At 50.9% G+C, this 19,985-nt stretch carries 25 protein-coding genes; 4 read left to right on the top strand and 21 right to left on the bottom strand.

Annotated elements, in window-relative coordinates; genetic code table 11:
* Positions 1 to 8: 8 nt before the first annotated feature.
* The 9 genes from LX24_RS03090 to LX24_RS03050 form a co-directional block, all read right to left on the bottom strand.
* Positions 9 to 668, bottom strand: coding sequence for a class II aldolase/adducin family protein (locus LX24_RS03090; protein WP_166510667.1), 660 nt, complete (start codon positions 666 to 668; stop codon positions 9 to 11).
* Positions 669 to 680: 12 nt separating this feature from the next.
* Positions 681 to 1,934 (bottom strand): adenosylhomocysteinase, encoded by a 1,254-nt coding sequence (locus tag LX24_RS03085; protein ID WP_166510666.1) that lies wholly within the window; start codon positions 1,932 to 1,934, stop codon positions 681 to 683.
* A gap of 163 nt (positions 1,935 to 2,097) precedes the next feature.
* Complete coding sequence (mtnA, locus tag LX24_RS03080; protein ID WP_166510713.1) at positions 2,098 to 3,132, bottom strand: S-methyl-5-thioribose-1-phosphate isomerase; 1,035 nt, start codon at positions 3,130 to 3,132, stop codon at positions 2,098 to 2,100.
* Between the two features lie 63 nt (positions 3,133 to 3,195).
* Positions 3,196 to 3,981, bottom strand: a complete 786-nt coding sequence (mtnP, locus tag LX24_RS03075) for an S-methyl-5'-thioadenosine phosphorylase (protein ID WP_166510665.1) — start codon at positions 3,979 to 3,981, stop codon at positions 3,196 to 3,198.
* 352 nt (positions 3,982 to 4,333) lie between these two features.
* On the bottom strand, positions 4,334 to 5,122 hold the full coding sequence (locus LX24_RS03070; protein ID WP_166510664.1) for an energy-coupling factor ABC transporter ATP-binding protein: 789 nt from the start codon (positions 5,120 to 5,122) through the stop codon (positions 4,334 to 4,336).
* 6 nt (positions 5,123 to 5,128) lie between these two features.
* Positions 5,129 to 5,902 carry a cobalt ECF transporter T component CbiQ gene (gene cbiQ, locus LX24_RS03065; RefSeq protein ID WP_166510663.1) on the bottom strand — a complete coding sequence of 258 codons (774 nt, stop codon included), beginning with the start codon at positions 5,900 to 5,902 and terminating at the stop codon, positions 5,129 to 5,131.
* Between the two features lie 5 nt (positions 5,903 to 5,907).
* On the bottom strand, positions 5,908 to 6,546 hold the full coding sequence (gene cbiM / locus LX24_RS03060) for a cobalt transporter CbiM (protein ID WP_166510662.1): 639 nt from the start codon (positions 6,544 to 6,546) through the stop codon (positions 5,908 to 5,910).
* Positions 6,546 to 6,983: a FixH family protein gene (locus LX24_RS03055; protein ID WP_166510661.1), complete on the bottom strand. Its 438-nt coding sequence runs from the start codon at positions 6,981 to 6,983 to the stop codon at positions 6,546 to 6,548. The genes cbiM and LX24_RS03055 overlap by 1 nt, the downstream gene beginning before the upstream one ends.
* Positions 6,984 to 7,132: 149 nt before the next feature.
* Positions 7,133 to 7,978 (bottom strand): DUF4382 domain-containing protein, encoded by an 846-nt coding sequence (locus LX24_RS03050; RefSeq protein WP_166510660.1) that lies wholly within the window; start codon positions 7,976 to 7,978, stop codon positions 7,133 to 7,135.
* Positions 7,979 to 8,283: 305 nt separating this feature from the next.
* Between LX24_RS03050 and LX24_RS03045 the strand changes: the two genes are divergently transcribed.
* The 4 genes from LX24_RS03045 to LX24_RS03030 all read left to right on the top strand — a co-directional run bounded on the left by LX24_RS03045 (position 8,284) and on the right by LX24_RS03030 (position 10,215).
* A complete protein-coding gene (locus LX24_RS03045) occupies positions 8,284 to 8,508 on the top strand; it encodes an ATPase domain-containing protein (RefSeq protein WP_166510659.1) in 225 nt (74 codons plus the stop codon).
* Positions 8,509 to 8,555: 47 nt separating this feature from the next.
* On the top strand, positions 8,556 to 8,846 hold the full coding sequence (locus LX24_RS03040) for a 4-vinyl reductase (protein WP_166510658.1): 291 nt from the start codon (positions 8,556 to 8,558) through the stop codon (positions 8,844 to 8,846).
* The gene (locus tag LX24_RS03035; protein WP_166510657.1) at positions 8,824 to 9,087 is read left to right on the top strand and encodes a hypothetical protein; all 264 of its coding nucleotides are present in this window, start codon (positions 8,824 to 8,826) and stop codon (positions 9,085 to 9,087) included. Before LX24_RS03040 ends, LX24_RS03035 begins: the two co-directional genes overlap by 23 nt.
* A gap of 81 nt (positions 9,088 to 9,168) precedes the next feature.
* Positions 9,169 to 10,215 (top strand): two-component system sensor histidine kinase NtrB, encoded by a 1,047-nt coding sequence (locus LX24_RS03030; RefSeq protein ID WP_166510656.1) that lies wholly within the window; start codon positions 9,169 to 9,171, stop codon positions 10,213 to 10,215.
* A gap of 166 nt (positions 10,216 to 10,381) precedes the next feature.
* On the opposite strand, the gene ftsY is transcribed toward LX24_RS03030, so the two are convergent.
* The 12 genes from ftsY to LX24_RS02970 all read right to left on the bottom strand — a co-directional run bounded on the left by ftsY (position 10,382) and on the right by LX24_RS02970 (position 19,816).
* Positions 10,382 to 11,323, bottom strand: coding sequence for a signal recognition particle-docking protein FtsY (gene ftsY / locus LX24_RS03025; RefSeq protein ID WP_166510655.1), 942 nt, complete (start codon positions 11,321 to 11,323; stop codon positions 10,382 to 10,384).
* 103 nt (positions 11,324 to 11,426) lie between these two features.
* Positions 11,427 to 12,134 (bottom strand): ribonuclease III, encoded by a 708-nt coding sequence (rnc, locus tag LX24_RS03020; protein ID WP_166510654.1) that lies wholly within the window; start codon positions 12,132 to 12,134, stop codon positions 11,427 to 11,429.
* Between the two features lies 1 nt (position 12,135).
* Positions 12,136 to 13,389, bottom strand: coding sequence for a beta-ketoacyl-ACP synthase II (gene fabF, locus LX24_RS03015; RefSeq protein WP_166510653.1), 1,254 nt, complete (start codon positions 13,387 to 13,389; stop codon positions 12,136 to 12,138).
* 79 nt (positions 13,390 to 13,468) lie between these two features.
* Entirely contained in the window at positions 13,469 to 13,720 is a 252-nt protein-coding gene (gene acpP / locus LX24_RS03010) for an acyl carrier protein (RefSeq protein WP_279233170.1), read from the bottom strand.
* 3 nt (positions 13,721 to 13,723) lie between these two features.
* Complete coding sequence (gene fabG / locus LX24_RS03005; protein WP_166510651.1) at positions 13,724 to 14,467, bottom strand: 3-oxoacyl-ACP reductase FabG; 744 nt, start codon at positions 14,465 to 14,467, stop codon at positions 13,724 to 13,726.
* Positions 14,467 to 15,402, bottom strand: a complete 936-nt coding sequence (gene fabD, locus LX24_RS03000; protein ID WP_166510650.1) for an ACP S-malonyltransferase — start codon at positions 15,400 to 15,402, stop codon at positions 14,467 to 14,469. The genes fabG and fabD overlap by 1 nt, the downstream gene beginning before the upstream one ends.
* Positions 15,403 to 15,405: 3 nt before the next feature.
* Positions 15,406 to 16,350 (bottom strand): enoyl-[acyl-carrier-protein] reductase FabK, encoded by a 945-nt coding sequence (gene fabK / locus LX24_RS02995; protein WP_166510712.1) that lies wholly within the window; start codon positions 16,348 to 16,350, stop codon positions 15,406 to 15,408.
* A 12-nt stretch (positions 16,351 to 16,362) separates the two neighbouring features.
* Positions 16,363 to 17,376: a beta-ketoacyl-ACP synthase III gene (locus LX24_RS02990; RefSeq protein ID WP_279233169.1), complete on the bottom strand. Its 1,014-nt coding sequence runs from the start codon at positions 17,374 to 17,376 to the stop codon at positions 16,363 to 16,365.
* Complete coding sequence (gene plsX, locus LX24_RS02985; protein WP_166510649.1) at positions 17,366 to 18,388, bottom strand: phosphate acyltransferase PlsX; 1,023 nt, start codon at positions 18,386 to 18,388, stop codon at positions 17,366 to 17,368. The genes LX24_RS02990 and plsX overlap by 11 nt, the downstream gene beginning before the upstream one ends.
* Complete coding sequence (fapR, locus tag LX24_RS02980) at positions 18,372 to 18,947, bottom strand: transcription factor FapR (protein ID WP_243131589.1); 576 nt, start codon at positions 18,945 to 18,947, stop codon at positions 18,372 to 18,374. The genes plsX and fapR overlap by 17 nt, the downstream gene beginning before the upstream one ends.
* Positions 18,948 to 19,102: 155 nt before the next feature.
* The gene (rpmF, locus tag LX24_RS02975; protein WP_166510647.1) at positions 19,103 to 19,279 is read right to left on the bottom strand and encodes a 50S ribosomal protein L32; all 177 of its coding nucleotides are present in this window, start codon (positions 19,277 to 19,279) and stop codon (positions 19,103 to 19,105) included.
* A 21-nt stretch (positions 19,280 to 19,300) separates the two neighbouring features.
* Positions 19,301 to 19,816: a YceD family protein gene (locus LX24_RS02970; RefSeq protein ID WP_166510646.1), complete on the bottom strand. Its 516-nt coding sequence runs from the start codon at positions 19,814 to 19,816 to the stop codon at positions 19,301 to 19,303.
* Between the last annotated feature and the right edge of the window lie 169 nt (positions 19,817 to 19,985).

Below are 19,985 nucleotides of genomic sequence, written 5' to 3'. Positions count from 1 at the left end.
GTTCTATTCTATTTACCCGGTTGCCCGTAGCAGGTCAGGAAAGCCTCCCTCAGTAACGCAACTTCACCGGGGGGCAATACTGCAGCCCGGCCAACTAATTCCGCCAGTATATATACCCGGGCAGCCTTTTCCACCACCTGGCAAACCAGGTATGCTTCCTCCACGGTGCGACCGAGTCCCACCAGGCCGTGGTTGGCCAACAGCACGGCATTGCTCTGCCCCAGCGCCTCCACGGCCGCAGAAGCCAGGTCGGCGGTGCCTGCCCGGGCATACCTGGTCACCGGCACCGCACCGCCGGCCAGTTGCACCTGGTCCTCCAAAACAGGGGGTAGGGATTTACCGGCCACAGCGAGGGCGCTGGCGTAAATACTGTGGGTATGCACTATGGCACCCGTTTGTACCCGGGCATTGTAGAGGGCCAGGTGCAGCATTAGTTCCGTGGATGGTTTGCGCGCCCCCTCCACCACGCGCCCGGTATCATCCACAATTACTAAATCCGCTTTTTCCATCAGGTCATAGGACATACCGCTGGGGGTTACCACAAACAGGTTTTTTCCGGGTACCCGGGCCGATATATTACCCCAGGTGCCCGTTACCAAACCGGCTCCGGCCATACTGGCCCCGGTTTTTAAAACTTGTTCCTTAATTTTTTCCAATGCTTGAAACAATGCACCTCCCCCTCACTCGCACCGCCATTCGTTAATATAGCTGTATTGATCACTGGTGAGCCGGTCTATTTGTATACCCAGGGATTGCAGCTTTAATTCCGCCACCCGGTTGTCCAGTTCAGGTAAAACATTGTATACCTTCTTGTCCAAATCACGACCATGCTGCACAATGTACAGTGCCGAAAGGGCCTGTAAACCAAAGGACGTGTCCATAATTTCCGCAGGGTGCCCGTCCCCGGCCGCCAGGTTCACCAGCCTGCCCTCGGCTAGCAGGTACAGGCGGCGTCCATCGGGCAGTTTAAATTCCTCAATATTATGGCGCACGGTACGGCGGGAAACCGAAACCCGTTCCAGCTCGGGGATATTGATTTCCACATCAAAATGGCCGGCATTGGCCAGGATGGCACCATTCTTCATGCGCTGGAAGTGGCTGGTGCGCAGTAAATCCCGGCACCCGGAAACGGTGATAAAAATATCCCCTTCGTAGGCAGCCTGCTCGCTGTGCATCACTCGGTGGCCGTCCATATACGCTTCAATGGCCTTTACGGGATCAGTTTCGCAAATAATTACACTGGCCCCCAGACCCTTGGCCCGCATGGCCACCCCCTTACCGCACCAGCCATAGCCCATGACCACTACAGTTTTGCCAGCAGTGACCAGGTTGGTGGTGCGCAGTATGCCGGACCAGACCGATTCGCCAGTACCGTAGCGATTGTCAAACAAATGCTTACACCGGGCATCATTGACCGCAATCATGGGAAACAACAATTGCCCGGCCCGTTCCAGCGCCCTGAGGCGCAGTACTCCGGTGGTGGTTTCCTCAGCACCGCCCAGCACTTCCCCGGCCTGTTCCCGCAAGTCGGTGTGCAACAGGTGCACCAGGTCGCCCCCATCATCTATCACCACCTGGGGGTGGTTACCCAGCACCAGGCGCAGGTGCTCATCGTATTCTTGGGCGGTGGCGTCATACCAGGCGTATACTTTGATACCCGCCCGGGCCAGGGCGGCCGCTACATCATCCTGGGTGGACAGGGGGTTTGAACCTGTTATGGCCACCTCGGCCCCGCCGGCACTGAGCACTTCGGCCAGGTAAGCTGTTTTGGCCTCCAAATGTATGCTCATGGCTATCCGGACCCCCTGGAAGGGACGGTTTTTTTCAAATTCTTCCCGGAGAACATTAAGCACAGGCATATGGGCCTTGACCCAATCTATTTTCAGCCGGCCCTGCTCATGCAAATTAATATCCCTTATCACATAGTCCGACAAAAGATCAGCTCCTTACAAGTAACAAAGTTTAACCGGTACAGTAATCCGTACGGGAGAAAATTAATCCCTGTATTTATCACTCAAAAAGGCCAGTATGCTGGCCATTAAAGATATAAGCACCCGTAACAGGCCTTGCTTTATTGGATATATAACTGGTACAAGTTTATTTACCGGCCAGCGCCGCCAGGCTTTCTTGATAAGGCGGGCGGGCTACACCCCGGTCGGTGATAATGGCGGTAACCAGGCGGGCCGGTGTCACATCAAATGCCGGGTTCCAGACCTGAACCCCCTCGGGTGCCACACGCCGGCCGGCAAAACAGGTCACTTCCTGCTCATCCCGGTTCTCGATGGGTATTTCATGGCCGCCGGAAATATTAAAATCAATGGTAGACATAGGCGCGGCCACGTAAAAGGGCAGGCCGTGCTCCTTGGCCAGCACCGCCACACCATATGTACCTATTTTATTGGCCACATCGCCATTGGCGGCAATACGGTCCGCCCCTACGATAACCAAATCCACCTTGCCCCGGGCCATAAGGAAACCAGCCATATTATCGGTCAAAAGGGTTACCGGGATTTGCTCCTGCACCATTTCCCAGGTGGTCAGGCGAGCCCCCTGAAGCAGCGGCCTGGTTTCGTCGGCGTAAACGCTGATATTTTTTCCGGCCTGGTGGGCAGCCCGGATTACCCCAAGGGCGGTACCGATACCCGCAGTGGCCAGCGCACCGGCATTGCAATGGGTTAAAATAGCAGCGCCATGGGGAATCAGTTTTTCACCAAACTGGCCCATACGACGGTTACTTTCCAAATCTTCACGGTATATAGCGTGGGCTTCTGCCAGCAACTTTTCCTTGGCAGCCTCTATGCCGCCTGTTATGTTATCACGCAAAACCCCCAACATCCGGTCAACAGCCCACTGCAAATTCACCGCTGTGGGCCTGGTGGCGGTTAAATCCCGGGCGATTTGCTCCACCCCCGCCATAAATTCCTCGCTGCCCGCAGGCTTTAAAGCCGCTGCTCCAAGGGCCAGGCCATAGGCGGCGGCGGCCCCGATGGCCGGTGCGCCGCGCACGCTGAGCCGGCGAATGGCCTCGCATACGGTGGTGTACTGCCGGCACTTGATATACTGGGTTTTACCCGGTAACAGCGTCTGGTCCAGTATTTCCAGGCAGCCATCCACCCAGCGCATAGTTTCCAATGTTTCCATATGCCAACACGATCCTTTCAAACGTTTAGTTTACCTTACACCTTTTGCCTGCGGCTACTTTACAGCAGACGGATCCTGGGGCAAATGCTGGCACGGGCAATCCGCGCCCTCGTCAACACCGGCAATGGCTTCCATTACTAAAGCTCTCAAGTTAAGCACATTTTCGTTCATAACATCAACCACTTCCTGGTGGGACAGCCGGTCCGGCGAAATACCCGCAGCAAAATTGGTCACCATAACAATGGTGGCGTAACACATTTCAGCTTCCCGGGCTAGTACCACTTCGGGCACGCTGGTCATGCCCACCACGTCGCCCCCCAACCGGCTAAGCATGCGTATTTCCGCCGGTGTTTCAAACCGCGGTCCTTCCATACACACGTAGGTGCCCCTGGTATGGTGGGGTAACCCGTGCTTTTGGGCTGCTTCCTGAAGCACCCGGCGCAGCCGCGGGCAATAGGGATCAGTCATATCCAGGTGTATCACCCCTTGCTCCACAAAGGTTTGGGGCCTGGATTTGGTAAAATCCAAAAACTGGTCTATAAAGACAAAATCTTTGGGTTTCATATCAGGATTCAATGAACCCACGGCGGCGGTGGCAAAAATGTTTTTAACACCCAGCATGCTTAGCCCGTAGATGTTGGCCCGGTAGTTGATACGGTGCGGCGCCACGGAATGATCTTCACCGTGCCGGGCCATAAAGGCCACCCGTTTACCCTGGTAACTGCCCACTTTCACCCTGATACTTCCATAGGGTGTGTCCACCTTTTCTTCGGTGATATCCGTTAGTATATTGGGGTCGTAAACCCCGGTACCTCCGATAATGGCAATAGGTACGCTCATTTTAAAACCTCCGTTGCTATTCTTCATGTTATTAGCATGACGTGTAACTTTACCTAGTATTCGCGATTTTTCCATGCAATCCTTTTCCAACATAAATTATGTATTGACCTGGTATGGACTGTATTCTACACACCAGGGAAAAATAATAAAAACTCGACTTTAAAACAAGTAAGTCATTTAAGCAACCCCCATTGATAAATGCCCATGTCATAGACATTTAGAGGGTATTTCAAGTTGTGGACTGTTACAAAACAATAGTTATATCATATTGCAAAAAAAAGCAGACCCAGTCATGATGTAAATTGGCCTGCTAATTTTGGACTGAAAATTTGAACTTAAAAAACGGAACCCGCTAAATTTGCCAGGAATGGTGTTTATCCACATGCGGCACCAGGGAGTGGGGTTTTTCCAAACCGTGATTGTGCATCAGCTCAGCGTCGCCCATAATTTCCCAGGGGTTACCGTCGGCAATGACCGAACCGTTATCCAAAAGAATAACCCGGTTGCACACCTCCAATATAAACTCCAGGTCGTGGGATGCTATCAACATGGCATCCTGGGTGGAAGCATTGAGAATGTTTATCAACCTGCGCCGGTAACGCAGGTCCAGGTTGGAAGTGGGTTCATCATAAATAACCAGCCTGGGGCGCATGGCCAGCACGCCGGCCAGGGCCACCAACCGCTTTTCACCGCCCGAAAGCTGGTGGGGCGGGCGCTCGGCCAGTTCCTCAATGCCGATGGTGGCAAGGGCCTCCTGCACCCTGGCTTCCACTTCCCTTTTGCTAAGCCCCATATTGGTTGGGCCAAAGGCAACATCATCCTTCACCGAGGGGCAAAACAACTGGTCGTCCTGGTTTTGAAAAATCATCCCCAGTTCAGGACGAAACTCCCCTGTTTTCACGGGCTTATCATATAAAAGAATTCTGCCCGACGAAGGTTTGATCACCCCGCAATTTAGCATAAAAAAGGTGGTTTTACCGGCCCCGTTGGGGCCGATGATACCTACCCGCTGCCCCGGCCACACTTGCAAGTTGATCTTTTCCAGCACCGGCGGTCGTCCCGGGTAATAAAAAGATAAGTCGGCTATATCAAGTACCGGCACCGCGGATTGTTCACCAGAGAGTTCAGTGTTGCCATTCATGAATGATTATACCCCCGTTTGAGAATGCAGTAGTATTTGCGCTGCTACAAAAATTGCAGCCACCGTGATAGCAGTTACCAGGCCGGCATAACCGCGGGAATAATTGGGCTGGAAGTTTTCCATGAAGGATCCGGGCTGGCCGTAACCGCGCAATACCATAGCTTTGTACACCCGGTCCGACTGTTCATAGCTGCGCACTAAAATTGTACCTGCCAGCGCGGCCAGGGTAGCCATTTTGCGCGGGCCGCTGCGAAAACCCCGCAGCCTCATCGATGTTTGCATGGTTTTTAAGTTTTCGCCGATTTCAAACAGATAGCGGTAGGCAAAAAGAGTCATATCCGCCAGTATATAGGGTAGCCCCAGTGATCGCATGGCCTTAACGGTGGTTATAAAAGGTGTAGTACCAAAGATAACAAAACTGACCGTTAATATGCACATAAATTTGCTGGCTATTAATACAAAATCCAGGCATCCTTCCTGTCTGATGGCCAGGGGCCCCAGGTGCCAGAGTACGGTTTCGCCCGAAAAAAAAGGGAGTATAAAGCCCATCATGAACAGGAAAAAGCCCGGCACACGCATCCTGGTCAATAAAAATGATAAAGGCAGCCCGGCCATGGCATATAAAACAGCACTGGTGGCGAACATTACGGGAATCAAGCGCAAATCCTGGATAAAAGAAAAGGAAAAAATAAGGGCCATCAGGGCGATAATTTTGCACCGCGGGTCCCAGCGGTGTACGGGTGTGTTCAAATCAGCATACCGGTCAAGCTGTAAATTCATATCTATCAGTCCTCCAGAACCTCGGGTTTTACTTTTTGTAAGAATAAAACCAGCATGGCCGTGAAAATTCCTTCAATAACTGCCAGCGGAACATGCGCCAGGGTTAAGGCGTAAATACCGGCCCGCTCCGTCTGCACATCCAGGTGGGCAGGTATAGTACTGAAAAGTATCGTGAAAACAGCCGCTGCCGCCAGGGCAATACCTCCGGCTCCGGCCAAAAAACCGCATACCGCCAGAGCTGTCCGGCTGCTGGCACCCAAAACCTTGCGCAGTTGAAAGATTTGGTGGGCCAGCAAGGCAGTCACCCCCATCACCGTAGCGTTTACACCCAGCGTGGTGAGACCGCCGTGCTGGAATAGCACAGCTTGAAAGAAAAGCCCGATCAATATAGCCGGCATGGCAAAGTAGCCCAGCACTGCACCCAAAAGACCGTTAAGCACCAGGTGGACACTGGCCGGGGGTATTGGTATATGAATCCATGAGGCTACCAAAAAGGCTGCTGTTAATAAAGAAGCTCTGGGAATGCCTTCACGGGGGTTACCCTGGTGGTTAATTTTCCGCAGCGCATACCAGGTAGCCGCCCCGGCAGTGGCATACCCGCCCAGGCATACAGTGGCGGGCAAAATGCCATCGGGTATATGCATTAGCTTTTCCTCCTCCCGAAGTATAACGCGGTTCCAATGAACCCCCAGATTACACAGGCGCTCATCACCACTATTTGTATGGTGCCGTAGCCTGTACTCCCGGAAGCCGCGGTGTTGTCACCGCCGACAGGAACATGTACCACCCCGCCATGCCCGGCCAGGCGCACCTGTACATCCCATGTGCCGGGTTTTGATGGATCGGGGGTGAATATATAACGACCGTTTTCATCCGCCTTACCAGTTACCCAGGGCTCGGTAGGGTTATCCGGGGCATACACGATAACCTGCGCCCCACTTACCGGTTGGCCGGTATCGAATTTAGCCACAATCTCAACTGCGGTTTTAGTTTGGTAATTAATATCAACCCCATGGGCAAAGGCCGCCACGGGCCATAACATTAATAATACTGTTATGAAGATAATGAATATTTTTTTCATAATTTTAACTCCTCGTTATACAATTACAGGATACCGGCAGCAACATTCTACAGCCCCCGGTTTGAAGACCGGCACAGGTCATAACAGCTTATATGTAGTGCCGGTACCTATTCCCAATAATTACAAAGGGAATAGGTACCGTCATTTATTTAAAGCTTTTCCACATTACAGTGCCCTTCTCCCACATGGCCCAGCGTAGGCAACATGGCCTGCAATTTTTGATAATCCTCTTGTGTAATCATGCTTTCCAGGGTAGCCATATCTACATCAACCCGGCCGTTTTTCGCGATGGAGGCAAAGGGTTTAAAGCCCGGTGCACCTGTATTAAGCTCGTCCTCCAGCGGAGTTTCGGCATCACCGAAAATGTGATCAAAGTGAAAGGTCATCTCCACATTCGCAGTACCGCCCTCTTGCAGCACGCCTTTGCGTTCATCTCCCACATAGTCGCCGCCCGTGTATAGATACTCTTGTTCATCTTTGATTGTAAAATCAACAGTTTGCCCGTCTTTTTCCGCCATACCCTTGATCATCATACTATAACCCTCGGCGGGACCTTCCGTTGCCCGGATCATTTTCCACGATATGGCGTTATAGTGACCTGACACAGCATCCGTTACCTCTCCCACCAGAATGGGGTCCGCGTTTTCATCCCCCAGGGCCAGGTCCACAGTATAAGTACCCGCCAGTGCGGCTTTGTTTTGGGCTTGTACCGCACCGCCGGCGTGGGCGTCATAGGGGGGATCGGCTTGATAGGCGGTGATATCGGAGAGGTTTACATACACATGGTCAAAAGTAATAGCCCACCCGTCCTTGGATACAAAACCTTGACGTACAAAATCTTCCCCATTGGCTATAAACTGCAATGTTCCCGTTTTCTGTGCACTCTGCTGCGCCTGTTGGCCCGTTTCATCACTGGCGCCGGAATTACAGCCGGAAATGGCCAGTAAAAATAAGAGCAACACAATACCGGCAGCTAAATTAACGGTTTTTTTCATTTTATCCCTCCTGAAAAACAAAAAAGATCAAGCCCTTTTATCAGGCCAGATCTTCATGATCGTTTTTGTAAGTTTTTCAATTGCTTTGACCGGTCAATTGTACATTTTTCCCCAAGGCTCCATGCCTTATTTTAATTTAATTGTACTATTGATCTGACAAAAAATAAATAGTTTTTTTCTCCTTCCTCCAAAACCTATTGGTGTTTATAAACATAGAAATTTATCCCATTCGCAAAGGAATATTTTAGGTAATGTAGAATTTAGAGTATTGTTCTAAATTAATATTGGAAAGGGGGCAATTCTATTTGACCAAAATACCTACCGGGATAAAGGGTTTTGATAAGCTATTATACGGAGGAATTGTTCCTGGCAATTCAGTTTTGATCGAAGGGGTACCCGGTGCAATGCGTGAGCACCTGTTAAGCTTCGATGTCGGTACCCCTGCATATGAAGAGACAGGTAGACTGATTTTTATTGACGCTTATGAAGAAGAGGGTAGTACGGAAAAATTCGCCCTTGCCGACCATTAGAGCTACTTCAGGAAGAAATAAAGAACTATGGATTGGGAAGATTGGAAATGGTTTCTGTCAGCTTAACCCGCAACAGAGCCAAGATCCGGTGCTATGACTCCTTTCAAGTGGCCGTTACGCATGAGTATGGACAATTATATCGTAGCCCGCAGGTAATTTGTGACCTGCTGCGGGGATTCTTTGCCGCCTATCTAAGTGTAATCTTTGAAAAAGAGATTATTTGCGAAGAGATGGTCTGCCAGTCTACCGGGGCGGGTTACTGCGAATTCCTCACCTTGCCTCTTCCTAAGAAATTATCACTGAGGAGGAAGACCCGTGCCCAAAGGATTAAACAATGAAACGGACCCAATTCTCCAGAGCGTAATCAGGATAGAGTTATTAGCCTTTTTTCAAGCCAACCCGCATACACGGGACACTGTAGATGGTTTGGCTCTCCGTTTGCATCGTCCCCGTCACCAGGTGGAATCGGCCCTTAATTGCCTAACTGCCATTGGTATTTTGGAAATAAGCGGAACAAAGGAGTTGTCCATTTACCGTCTACGCAACGGTAATCTAATTTCCGATTACTTTAAGGATTAAATTCCCAGGGTCCCTCAAGCCACCTATGTACAGCGGCTTGATGGGAATGGGGCTATCTGTTAAGTGGAGGTTTTAATTAATATGGTAGCATTGGCGGAGGGTTGGCTAGATTTAGCTGTGAATCATTTACCCGCAGGGATACTGATGATTAACCGGGAGGGCCGCATCTGTGTAATGAACCAGGTACTGTCCAGAATGACCGGGTTAAAAAACGATGTTCTGGGCAGGTCACTGCATACTGTTTCCAAGCACCAGGGGCACGGCATCAATAAGTTATTGCAAACAATCCATACCGGCATTGAATTTCAAGGACTTAACCCCGAAACTGTACTGCCCGTAACAGGTCCCTTTGAATGCACAGTAAATACTTACTTGGTTAAGGAAAAAAACGGTGCCACCGCAGGAGCCATGGCTGTATTTATCCCTGTTGGTAGACAGCAGGAATTGGAGAACGCAGTTATCAAAGCTGAAAAGCTTGCTATCTTGGGACAAATGGCGGCTGGAATGGTGCACGAAATTCGCAATCCTCTTACGATAATTAGTGGTTTTATGCAATTGCTGCAAAATCATTTAAAAGGAACCTCAAAAGAAAAATATATTTCTTTATCACTTGCTGAGTTGAACCGGGTCAACAACCTGCTTACCGAGTTTTTACAACTGTCCAAGCCCGGTTATTCCAAACGTATCCCGTGTTGTATATCAAAAATTATCAACGACGTGGTCATGTTGATGGAAAGCGAAATATTCCGCCGCAACCTGGAAATCAACCTGGATATAACAAATGATTTGCCGGCTATTTCCGGGGATAGTGACCAGCTAAAGCAAGTGTTCCTGAACATCCTGAAAAACGCCCTTGAAGCCCTTCCCAATGGCGGCAAAATCTTTTTACATACTTCGCAAAGCAAGCATGAAGACTATGTAAAAGTTGTGATCAAAGATACAGGGGTAGGTATGGATGAGCAAACCATAGCTAGCATTTTCGACCCCTTTTTCACCACCAAGGAAAAGGGCACTGGACTCGGAATGTTCATAATTAAAAAAGTTATCGATAATCACGGGGGTCATCTTGATATACAAAGCAAACCGGGTAATGACACTACAGTGACGGTACTCCTACCGACAAGTTAATTTAATCATTTTCTTATCATATTGTCTTTAGTTTTAGTCAAAGGAAAAGGGTTCAAGATCTAAAAACCAGGTCTTGAGCCCTTTTTACTTAAAAAAACACTATACTCCCAACCTGATATTCCACTCCCCCCAAATTTACGTGGAATATCCCGTTTGCATCTTTAAATCAGCTCACCCGCTCCGCCGCCTGATTTCCCGTTTCAAACAAAGCGTCGGCAAATTCCCGGGCGTTAAAGGGACGCAAATCATCTATACCCTCGCCCACACCAATCATCTTGATGGGTATATCCAAACCCTGTTTAATGGCAATTACCACCCCGCCCTTGGCGGTACCGTCCAATTTGGTCAGGGCCACCCCGGTCACCCCCACCGCCTCTTTAAAAAGACGAGCCTGGCTGATGGCATTTTGCCCTGTGGTGGCATCCAGCACCAGCAGTACCTCGTGAGGAGCGCCGGGCATTTCCCGTCCCAGCACCCGGTGCACCTTTTTCAATTCCTCCATTAAGTTGCTTTTGGTGTGCAGCCGGCCTGCAGTATCCACGATAAGCACATCAATTTTTCTGGCCCGGGCGGCCTGGAGTGAATCAAAGGCTACAGCGGCGGGATCGGAACCCTCGGAGTGTTTGATCACCGCCACTCCCACCCGGTTGCCCCATATCTCCAACTGGTCAATGGCCGCCGCCCGGAAAGTGTCCGCAGCGCTTAATAGCACACTTTTACCTTGTTCCTTGTAATAGCGGGCAAGTTTGCCAATGGTGGTAGTCTTGCCCACACCATTGACCCCCACCACCATAATTACCGCAGGCTGTTCGCTATTTATATTTATGGCAGCCGTTTCTTCGCCCAAAATTTCCTGGATCAATTCCTTAAGTACAGCCTTTAATTCTTCCGGGTCACCGATCCGGCGTTTTTTCACTTCACCACGTAGATTTTCCACCAGTTCCAGTGCGGCGTCAATGCCCACGTCAGCCTGGATCAGTGCCTCTTCCAGCTCTTCATAAAGTTCTTCATCAATAATTTTACGGCCGGTGACTATGGAATCTATTTTTTCTACAAAATTCTTTCTAGTTTTGCTCAGGCTCTCCTTTAACTTACTAAAAAAACCCATTTTAAATACCCCCCGGCTTGCTCGATGTAACATATTATATAACATTAGTGCAAAATAGTCGTCATGTCATATTAATTACTGTTGAACATTCCACATGGCTACACTATATTTCGCGTGCATATTTTTCCAGCGCCATCTTGGCCGCTTGCTGTTCCGCTTCTTTTTTTTGCCGGCCCCGCCCCCAGCCCAATCTTTTACCCCGGTATTCCACCGCCGCCGTAAATATTTTATCATGATCAGGGCCTTGTTCATCAATAATAAGGTAATGGATGGGGTCAGCACTTTTCCGCTGTAATATTTCCTGCAAATCGGTTTTATAATCACGCATTGACTGACCTGATTTGACCTCTTCGATAATGTCGGCCAGCTGCTGCAACGCCACCCGGCGGGCCTCATCCAAACCGGCATCCAGGTACACCGAACCCAGCAGGGCTTCAAAGGCATCCGCCAGTAAGGAAGGCCTTTCCCGCCCACCGGAGCGCTCCTCACCCCGCCCCATAAACAAATACCGGCCCAGTTCCAGCCGGCTGGCCACCGCAGCCAGGGATGGTTCGCATACCGTTAATGCACGCATTTTGGTGAGCTCACCCTCCGTCTTATGGGGAAACAGGTGATAGTAGTAATCGCTGATAATTAATTCCAATACAGCGTCACCCAGAAACTCCAATCGCTCATTGTTTTGCTCCGCCCGGCCTTTGTTTTCATATGTAAAAGAGCTGTGCACCAGCGCCAGGCGCAACAGCTCAGGGTTACGCCAAACGAAGTGCACCTTCCTTTGTAAATCATCAATTATGTCGCTAAAACGCTCCATGTTATTTGTTCCTTTCCGCCACAAACCTTTCTATAACCAGCGTGGCATTATGCCCGCCAAAACCAAATGAATTGGTTAATGCCACCGCAACATCAGCCCGGCGGGCGACGTTGGGCACATAATCCAGATCGCAATCCGGATCAGGGTGGGTCAGGTTAATAGTGGGAGGAATCACGCTCTTTTTAATAGCCAGCACACAAACCGCAGTTTCCAAACCGCCTGCCGCCCCCAGCAAATGCCCCGTCATTGACTTGGTGGAACTGACCGCCAGGTTTTTGGCATGTATGCCGAAAACCTCTTTAATAGCCAGGGTCTCCAATTTATCGCCCAGCGAAGTGGAAGTGCCGTGAGCATTAATATAATCCACCTCTTCCGGGGCCAGGCCGGCATCATCCAGAGCCAAACGCATGGACAGCACAGCTCCGGTGCCCACCGGGTCAGGAGCGGTAATATGATAGGCGTCACAGGAGGCACCATACCCGGTAATCTCAGCCAGTATTTCGGCACCCCGGGCCAGTGCATGTTCCATTTCCTCCAATACCAGTATTACCGCACCTTCGGCAATTACAAAACCGTCACGGCCAGTATCAAAGGGACGGCTGGCCCCGGCGGGATCGTCATTGCGGGTGGACAGGGCTTTCATGGAACAAAAGCCCGCCACGGCCAGCGGTGTAATGGGTGCCTCGGTCCCCCCGCTGATCATTATATCAGCCTGGCCGTGCTGGATCACTTTAAAGGCATCTCCCAGGGCATTGGCACTGGATGCGCAGGCGCTGGTGGTGGTTACATTGCAGCCACGCAAACCGTAATTAATGGCTATACGACCCGAGGCCATGTTGGAAATCATCATCGGTATAAAAAAAGGACTCACCCGGCCCGGGCCACGCTCCGCCAGCACCCGGTGCTGTTCTTCCAGTGTTTCAATGCCTCCCACGCCGGAACCCAAAATAACCCCGGCCCGGTCACCATTTATTTTACTCACGTCAAGCCCCGCGTTTTCCACGGCCATGGCGGTGGCTGCCAGGGCATAGTGGGTAAAACGGTCCATCCGGCGGGCCTCTTTGCGGTCAATAAAGTCCGTGGGGTTGAAATTTTTCACTTCGGCCGCAATTTTACTGCTGTATCCTGTTGTATCAAACCGGGAAATGGTTCCTACACCACTGACACCGCCGGTGAGATTGTTCCAGAATTCATCCAGATTGTTTCCCACCGGGGTAACCGCCCCGATTCCGGTAATTACGACTCTTTTAAACAATACAAAACCTCCCGGAAAACCTGTAATAATATAGTGATTCAAAAAAGCCCACCGGTTTACCGGCGGGGCTTTTTACTTTTTATTGATGATCCTTAATGTATTGCACGGCTTCTCCCACCTTGCGGATTTTTTCCGCATCTTCATCGGGGATCTGCAAATCAAATGTTTCCTCCAAAGCCATGACCAGTTCTACAATATCCAGAGAGTCCGCCCCCAGGTCATCTACAAAGGAAGCCTCTGGTTTAACATCCTCAGGTTCTACCCCCAGTTGTTCAACTATTATTTCCTTTACCTTTTCAAATATATCAGCCACAGTTTCACCCCCTCCCATTGTTTACATAGCCATGCCGCCGTCTACCACAAGAACCTGCCCTGTTATATAACCGGCCCCGTCCCCGGCCAGAAAGGCCACTGCAGCGGCCACATCTTCAGGGGTGCCCAACCGGCCCAGCGGTATACTATTTAGCATCTGGGACTTGTTTTCCTCAGTTAAACCGGCGGTCATATCCGTGGCAATATACCCCGGTGCTACGGCATTTACAGTAATATTGCGGGAACCGATTTCCCGGGCCAGCGATTTGGTAAAACCAATCAGGCCCGCCTTGGCGGCTGCATAATTGGTCTGCCCCGGGTTACCGGATAACGCCACCACGGAACTGATGTTGATAATGCGCCCCCAGCGTGCCTTGAGCATTGGACGCAACACCGCCCTGGCACAGTGGTAGGCTCCCTTTAAATTGGTGTTTAGCACTGCATCCCAGTCTTGTTCCTGTAAGCGCGGCAGTAGATTATCACGGGTTATGCCCGCATTGTTGACCAGTATATCAATACGCCCGAACTCCTGTAGCACCTGCTTCATCATGGCGTTTACCTGTTCCTGGTCGGCCACATCGGTCTTTATTACCAGCGCCCGGACCCCTAGCCCGCGCACCCGGGATGCCGTTTCCTCGGCTGCGCCGGTGTTGCCGGCGTAGTTAACCACCACATGACAACCCCGCTCAGCCAGGGCTAGGGCTACAGCCCGTCCTATACCACGGGAAGCCCCGGTGACCACGGCCACTTTACCGCCAAGATCCATTATACCGCCTCCTTCAAACGGGCAATAACCCGTTCCGGTTCCCCCTCACCGTCAAAATTAATGAACCGGCTTTGCTTGTCTATCTTTTTAAGTAACCCGGTGAGTACCTGCCCCGGCCCCACTTCCACAAACATATTATATCCATCGGCCATGAGCCGGCGCATGCTTTGTTCCCACATCACCGGGCCGGATACCTGCCTGATTAACGCATCCCGCACCTGTTCCCCGGTGGTTACATAATCAGCGTTAATATTGGCCACCACCGGTATGGCCGGATCCCTGATTTCCACCCGGGCCAGCTCGGCCACCAGCCGTTCACCGGCGGGGGTCATCATACTGCTATGGAAGGGAGCGCTGACCTTTAACAAGATTGAACGCCGTGCGCCCATGCTCTTAAATACCTCCTGGGCTTTTTTCAGGGCGGGCATTTCACCGGCCACCACCACTTGACCCGGGCAGTTGAAATTGGCCGCTTCCACAATGCCGGCACCAGAGGCCCGGCGGCAGCCTTCCTCCACTTCCTCGGAAGTCAAACCCAGCACGGCCATCATGCCACCCTGGCCAAGGGGTACCGCCTCCTGCATAAACCGCCCGCGCATCCGCACCAGTCGTACCGCGTCGCTGAAATCAAGAGCTTCGGCCGCCACCAGTGCGGAATACTCGCCCAAACTATGCCCCGCCGTTGCCCCGGGGCGAATTCCGGCCCTTTTAATAAGCTGGTACATGGCTATACTGGCGGTAAGTATGGCGGGCTGGGCATTAACTGTTTTTTGCAGTTCATCCGCCGGGCCTTCAAAAATCAGTTCAGTAAGGGCAAAACCCAACGCACGGTCGGCTGTATCAAATATTTCACGGATAAAATCATATTTATCGTATAAGTGCTTACCCATGCCCACAAACTGTGAGCCCTGGCCGGGGAAAATAAAGGCTAGCATATGTTAATCCACCACCCTGCAGCGAATATGACGAATAATATTTTCCGCACCGGTTACTACATCATTAATAATTTCCCGGGCGGGTTGCACCTGCCGCACCATGGCGGCTACCTGACCGGCCATCACCGAACCCATATCTGTATCGCCATCCACCATGGCTTGTTTTAAACGCCCCACGCCCAGCTTTTCAAATTCCTCACCAGGGGCACAGCGATCTTCCAGTTCCAAAAACTTTTTAGCCAGTTTGTTCTTGAGTACCCTGACGGGATGGCCGGTGGGACGCCCGGTAACAATAGTATCCCGGTCCCGGGCCTTGATAACCATATCCTTAACCCGTTCATGGACGGTACATTCAAGGGCACAAATAAAGCGAGTGCCCATCTGCACACCTTCAGCCCCCAGCATGAGGGCCGCAGCCATTCCCCGGCCGTCGCAGATACCACCGGCGGCGATCACCGGAACATCCACTGCATCAACCACCTGGGGCACCAGAGCCATGGTGGTAAGCTCCCCTACATGTCCACCGGACTCCATACCCTCGGCAATCAGCGCGTCCACGCCGGAGCGGACAAGCCTTTTGGCCAAGGCCACCGACGATACCACGGGGATCACTTTAATACCGGCGTCATGCAGCAAATTCAAATATTTACCGGGGTTACCCGCTCCGGTGGTAACCACTGCCACCCTTTCCTCCACCAACAACCGAATAATTTCTTCAGCGTGGGGTGATAGCAACATCACGTTAACGCCAAATGGTTTACCGGTCAACTCCTTGACCCTGTGCACCTGCTCCCGTACCCACTGGGGCGGGGCCTGGCCCGAGCCAATGATACCCAACCCACCGGCCTCGCTCACAGCAGCAACCAGCTCAGCGGTGGACACCCAAGCCATTCCCCCCTGCAGCACCGGATAATCTATACCCAGCAAATCGCATATGCGTGTTCTAATGCCTTTTCCCTCCTACCCCTGCTTTTTATAATCGTACCACTTAATCATCAGGCCGGCCCAGGTCAATCCGGCACCAAAACCAATCATAATTACATTATCCCCGTCTTTTATCTTACCGCTTGTTAATGATTCTTCCAAGGCCAGCGGCACCGATGCTGTGGAAGTATTGCCATAACGATCCACGTTAACGGCCACCCTTTCCATGGGCAGCTTCATTCTTTTGGCGGCGTGTTCTATGATACGAATATTGGCCTGGTGAGGTATTAAAAAATCCACCTCGTCACCGGTCATCCCGGCCCGGCGCAGCACCTCTTGAGCACCTTCCTCCATGGCCCGCACCGCAAATTTAAAAACTTCCCGGCCATTCATATGCAAATAATGTAAATTTTGTGCCACAGTCTCGGCACTGGCCGGGTTGCGGGATCCGCCCGCGGGCTGATAAAGAAAGCGACCCCCGCTGCCGTCGGAGCCCAGTACCGTGGATATAATACCCCGGTCGTCCGGCACCCGGCGCAGCACCACAGCCCCGGCACCATCGCCAAAAAGCACACAAGTATTGCGATCTTCCCAGTCAAGCACCCGTGATAGTGTTTCCGCACCGGTTACCAAAACGGTATTGGCCGTACCGGCCGAAATAAACTGCGCCCCCACGATGACACCATATATAAACCCGGTACAGCCCGCCAGCAAATCAAAAGCTCCGGCCCGGGACGCACCCAGCCGGTCCTGCAGCAGGCAGCCCGTAGCAGGGAAAATCATATCCGGGGTATTGGTGGCCGTTATGATAAGATCCAGCTCCTCCGGATGCACACCGGCGTCCTCCAATGCCCTGCGGGAAGCAATCAGTGCCTGGTCTGAAGTAGCCTCACCCTCGGCCACCACCCGCCTTTCGCGGATACCTGTCCGGGAAAATATCCATTCATCACTTGTGTCCAGTGTTTGTTCCAATTCCTTATTGGTTATTACCCGCTCGGGCGCATAAGTACCTACACCTACAATACCAGCGCGGATTTTTTCAATTGCCATCGGCACATCCCACCTTGTGCAGAGAAGTATTTTTAAGGCTGTCGCTGATGGCGCTGATCAGCCCGTTTTCCACGGATTCCCGGGCACGATAAACCGCATTTTTAATAGCCAGCGCTTTGGAACTACCATGGCAAACAATGGCCACCCCGTTAATACCAAGCAACGGCGCACCACCGTATTCGGAGTAATTTAATTTTTTACCTAACTTTTTTAACGCGGGTAAAGTCAAGGTAGCCCCAATTTTAGCCAGACTACTTTGTTGTATGGCCTGGCCAATCATGTTCATTAAAACGTCAGCCAGTCCCTCGCCGGTTTTTAAAACCACATTGCCTGTAAATCCATCGCATACTACCACATCAACGGTACCTTTAAAAATATCCCGTCCTTCTACATTACCGTAAAAATGCACCGGCGCCTTTTGCAGTAGTGGATAAGTTTCCTGGGTCAACTCATTACCCTTGGTACTTTCCTCGCCCACGTTCAACAAACCCACCCGGGGGCACTGGATACCTAAAATCTTATTGGCATATAAGGATCCCATAATGGCGAATTGCACCAAATGCCTGGGTTTGCAATCCACATTAGCCCCTACGTCCAACAATATGGTAACACCGCGCTCCGTGGGCAACACTCCAGCCACAGCCGGCCGGGCAATGCCGGGTATGCGCCCCCACCGCAGCAGTGCAGCAGCCATGGTGGCACCGGTACTGCCGGCGGCAACCAGGGCACCTGCATGGCCATCCCGAACCAACTCTGCGGCCAGTACCAGCGAGGAGTTTTTTTTGCGCCGCACGGCCACGGCCGGTGCCTCATCCATGGCAATAACCTCTTCAGCGTGCGCTATTTCCAAACCGGCATGGTTTCCACCCAGTTGATCCAGTTCGTTTTCCAGAATGTTGCGGTTGCCCACCAGAATAACCTGCTGCCCTGTTTCCCGGCAAGCTTCCCAGGCACCCCGCACTATCTCCTTTGGCGCGTAATCGCCACCCATAGCATCAATAGCTATTTTCAAGCCGGTTTACCTCCTCGGATAGGTCAAACACTAGAAATTTCCCCTGAAATACCAATTCATCCTGAACATGGGAACTAACCCTTACCATATATTTATTGCCTTTTTTTCGTGTGATAACCGCCCGGGCCACCACTTTTTCACCCCGGAAAACCGGCCTTTTAAAACTGACTTTAGAGGTGCCGGTAAGGGCCACTTCGGTATCAATAAGGGCTAATGCCAGTGAATTAGCCTGGGCGAATAGATATTGTCCGTCCAGCACTCTGGTTTTGCGCAGTGTCATTTCCTCATTAACCAGTAATATTGACAAACCCTGATGCCCTATATCCAAATTGACCAGTTCACCAACTACCTCATGGTCTTCAATAGCCCTCAGGTTCTGGTAGGCTCCCCGGGCCATTTTTTTTACGCGTTCCCTCATTTCGGGAATAGCAAGTTCCGCCCTGTCCAGCCTGACGGTTTGAATGCTTACCCCCAGCAACTGCGCTAAATCATCATCTGTTAAAAAGGGGTTACCGTTTATATATCTTGTCAGTAATTCGTGCCTGTCTGACTTTACCATATTGTTTCTGCCCATCATCGACACCTTTTTAATAAATACCTGACGAATTTAGTACCAGGTACTAAATCTGAGTATATCCCAATTGGGAAAAAAAAGCAACCATTATCACATAAAAAAATAAGCCCTGATTAGAGCTTATTTTTGGTAATGCCCCATTATTTTACCGCCACCGCTTCTCTTCCCTTGTAATAGCCACAGTCGGGACAAACCCGGTGCGGTACAACCAGCTCGTGGCATTGCGGGCATTTGATCAGCTCGGGGGCTTCAATTTTCCAGTTTGCCCTGCGCTGCCGCTTTCTTTGCTTGGAACTTTTCCTCTTAGGTACACCCATGCTTCATCCACCCCCTTTAATTTATGACTTCAAGAATTCTTTCAGTTTAGCCAGGCGCGGGTCAACATCATCCTGCACGCAGTCGCATTGCTGCGCATTCAAATCCATACCGCATACAGGACATAAACCACGGCACTGTTCATGACAAATAAAACGCATCGGCAGGTTTATTAAAACCGAACCCAAAACTTCAGGTGTGATATCTATGCAATCACCTGAATAGGCGATCCATTCCTCATTTTTATCGCCCGGTTGGGGCTGGTTTTTTTCATAATAGGTTTCATTAAAATCTGAGTTTAACTTAAGAACAAAATCATGCAAACAACGACTGCATGGAACTTTCAGAGCGGTTTGTATTTGTCCCTCTATATTTATAGTGCTGTTACCCACATTGGTCAGCATAAGATCAAAATGCGCGGGTTCCACGAATACAAAGGTACTTTCTTCCACCTGCAGTGCCGGCAACGTGCCGGTAAAAACGGTTCTCCGGCGTTCACCGTTAACCTTTTTTAATTGTTCTACATCCAAAAAGGGCATAGGCACCCCTCCATAGTTCAACAGGTAAAATTATATAAAATATGGCGGTAATTTGTCAAGGGCAAACACTATGTCATTGTTTTGTCCAGCTACGGTAAAAAAATCCCCATCACTAATATTGCGTTATTGCCGTTATATTTTTACATCATTTGTAATATGGTACCATAGG

It is taken from the genome of Desulfallas thermosapovorans DSM 6562 (assembly GCF_008124625.1).
GTDB classification, from domain to species: Bacteria; Bacillota; Desulfotomaculia; order Desulfotomaculales; family Desulfallaceae; genus Sporotomaculum; species Sporotomaculum thermosapovorans.
This window is presented reverse-complemented; position numbering and strand designations above follow the sequence as displayed.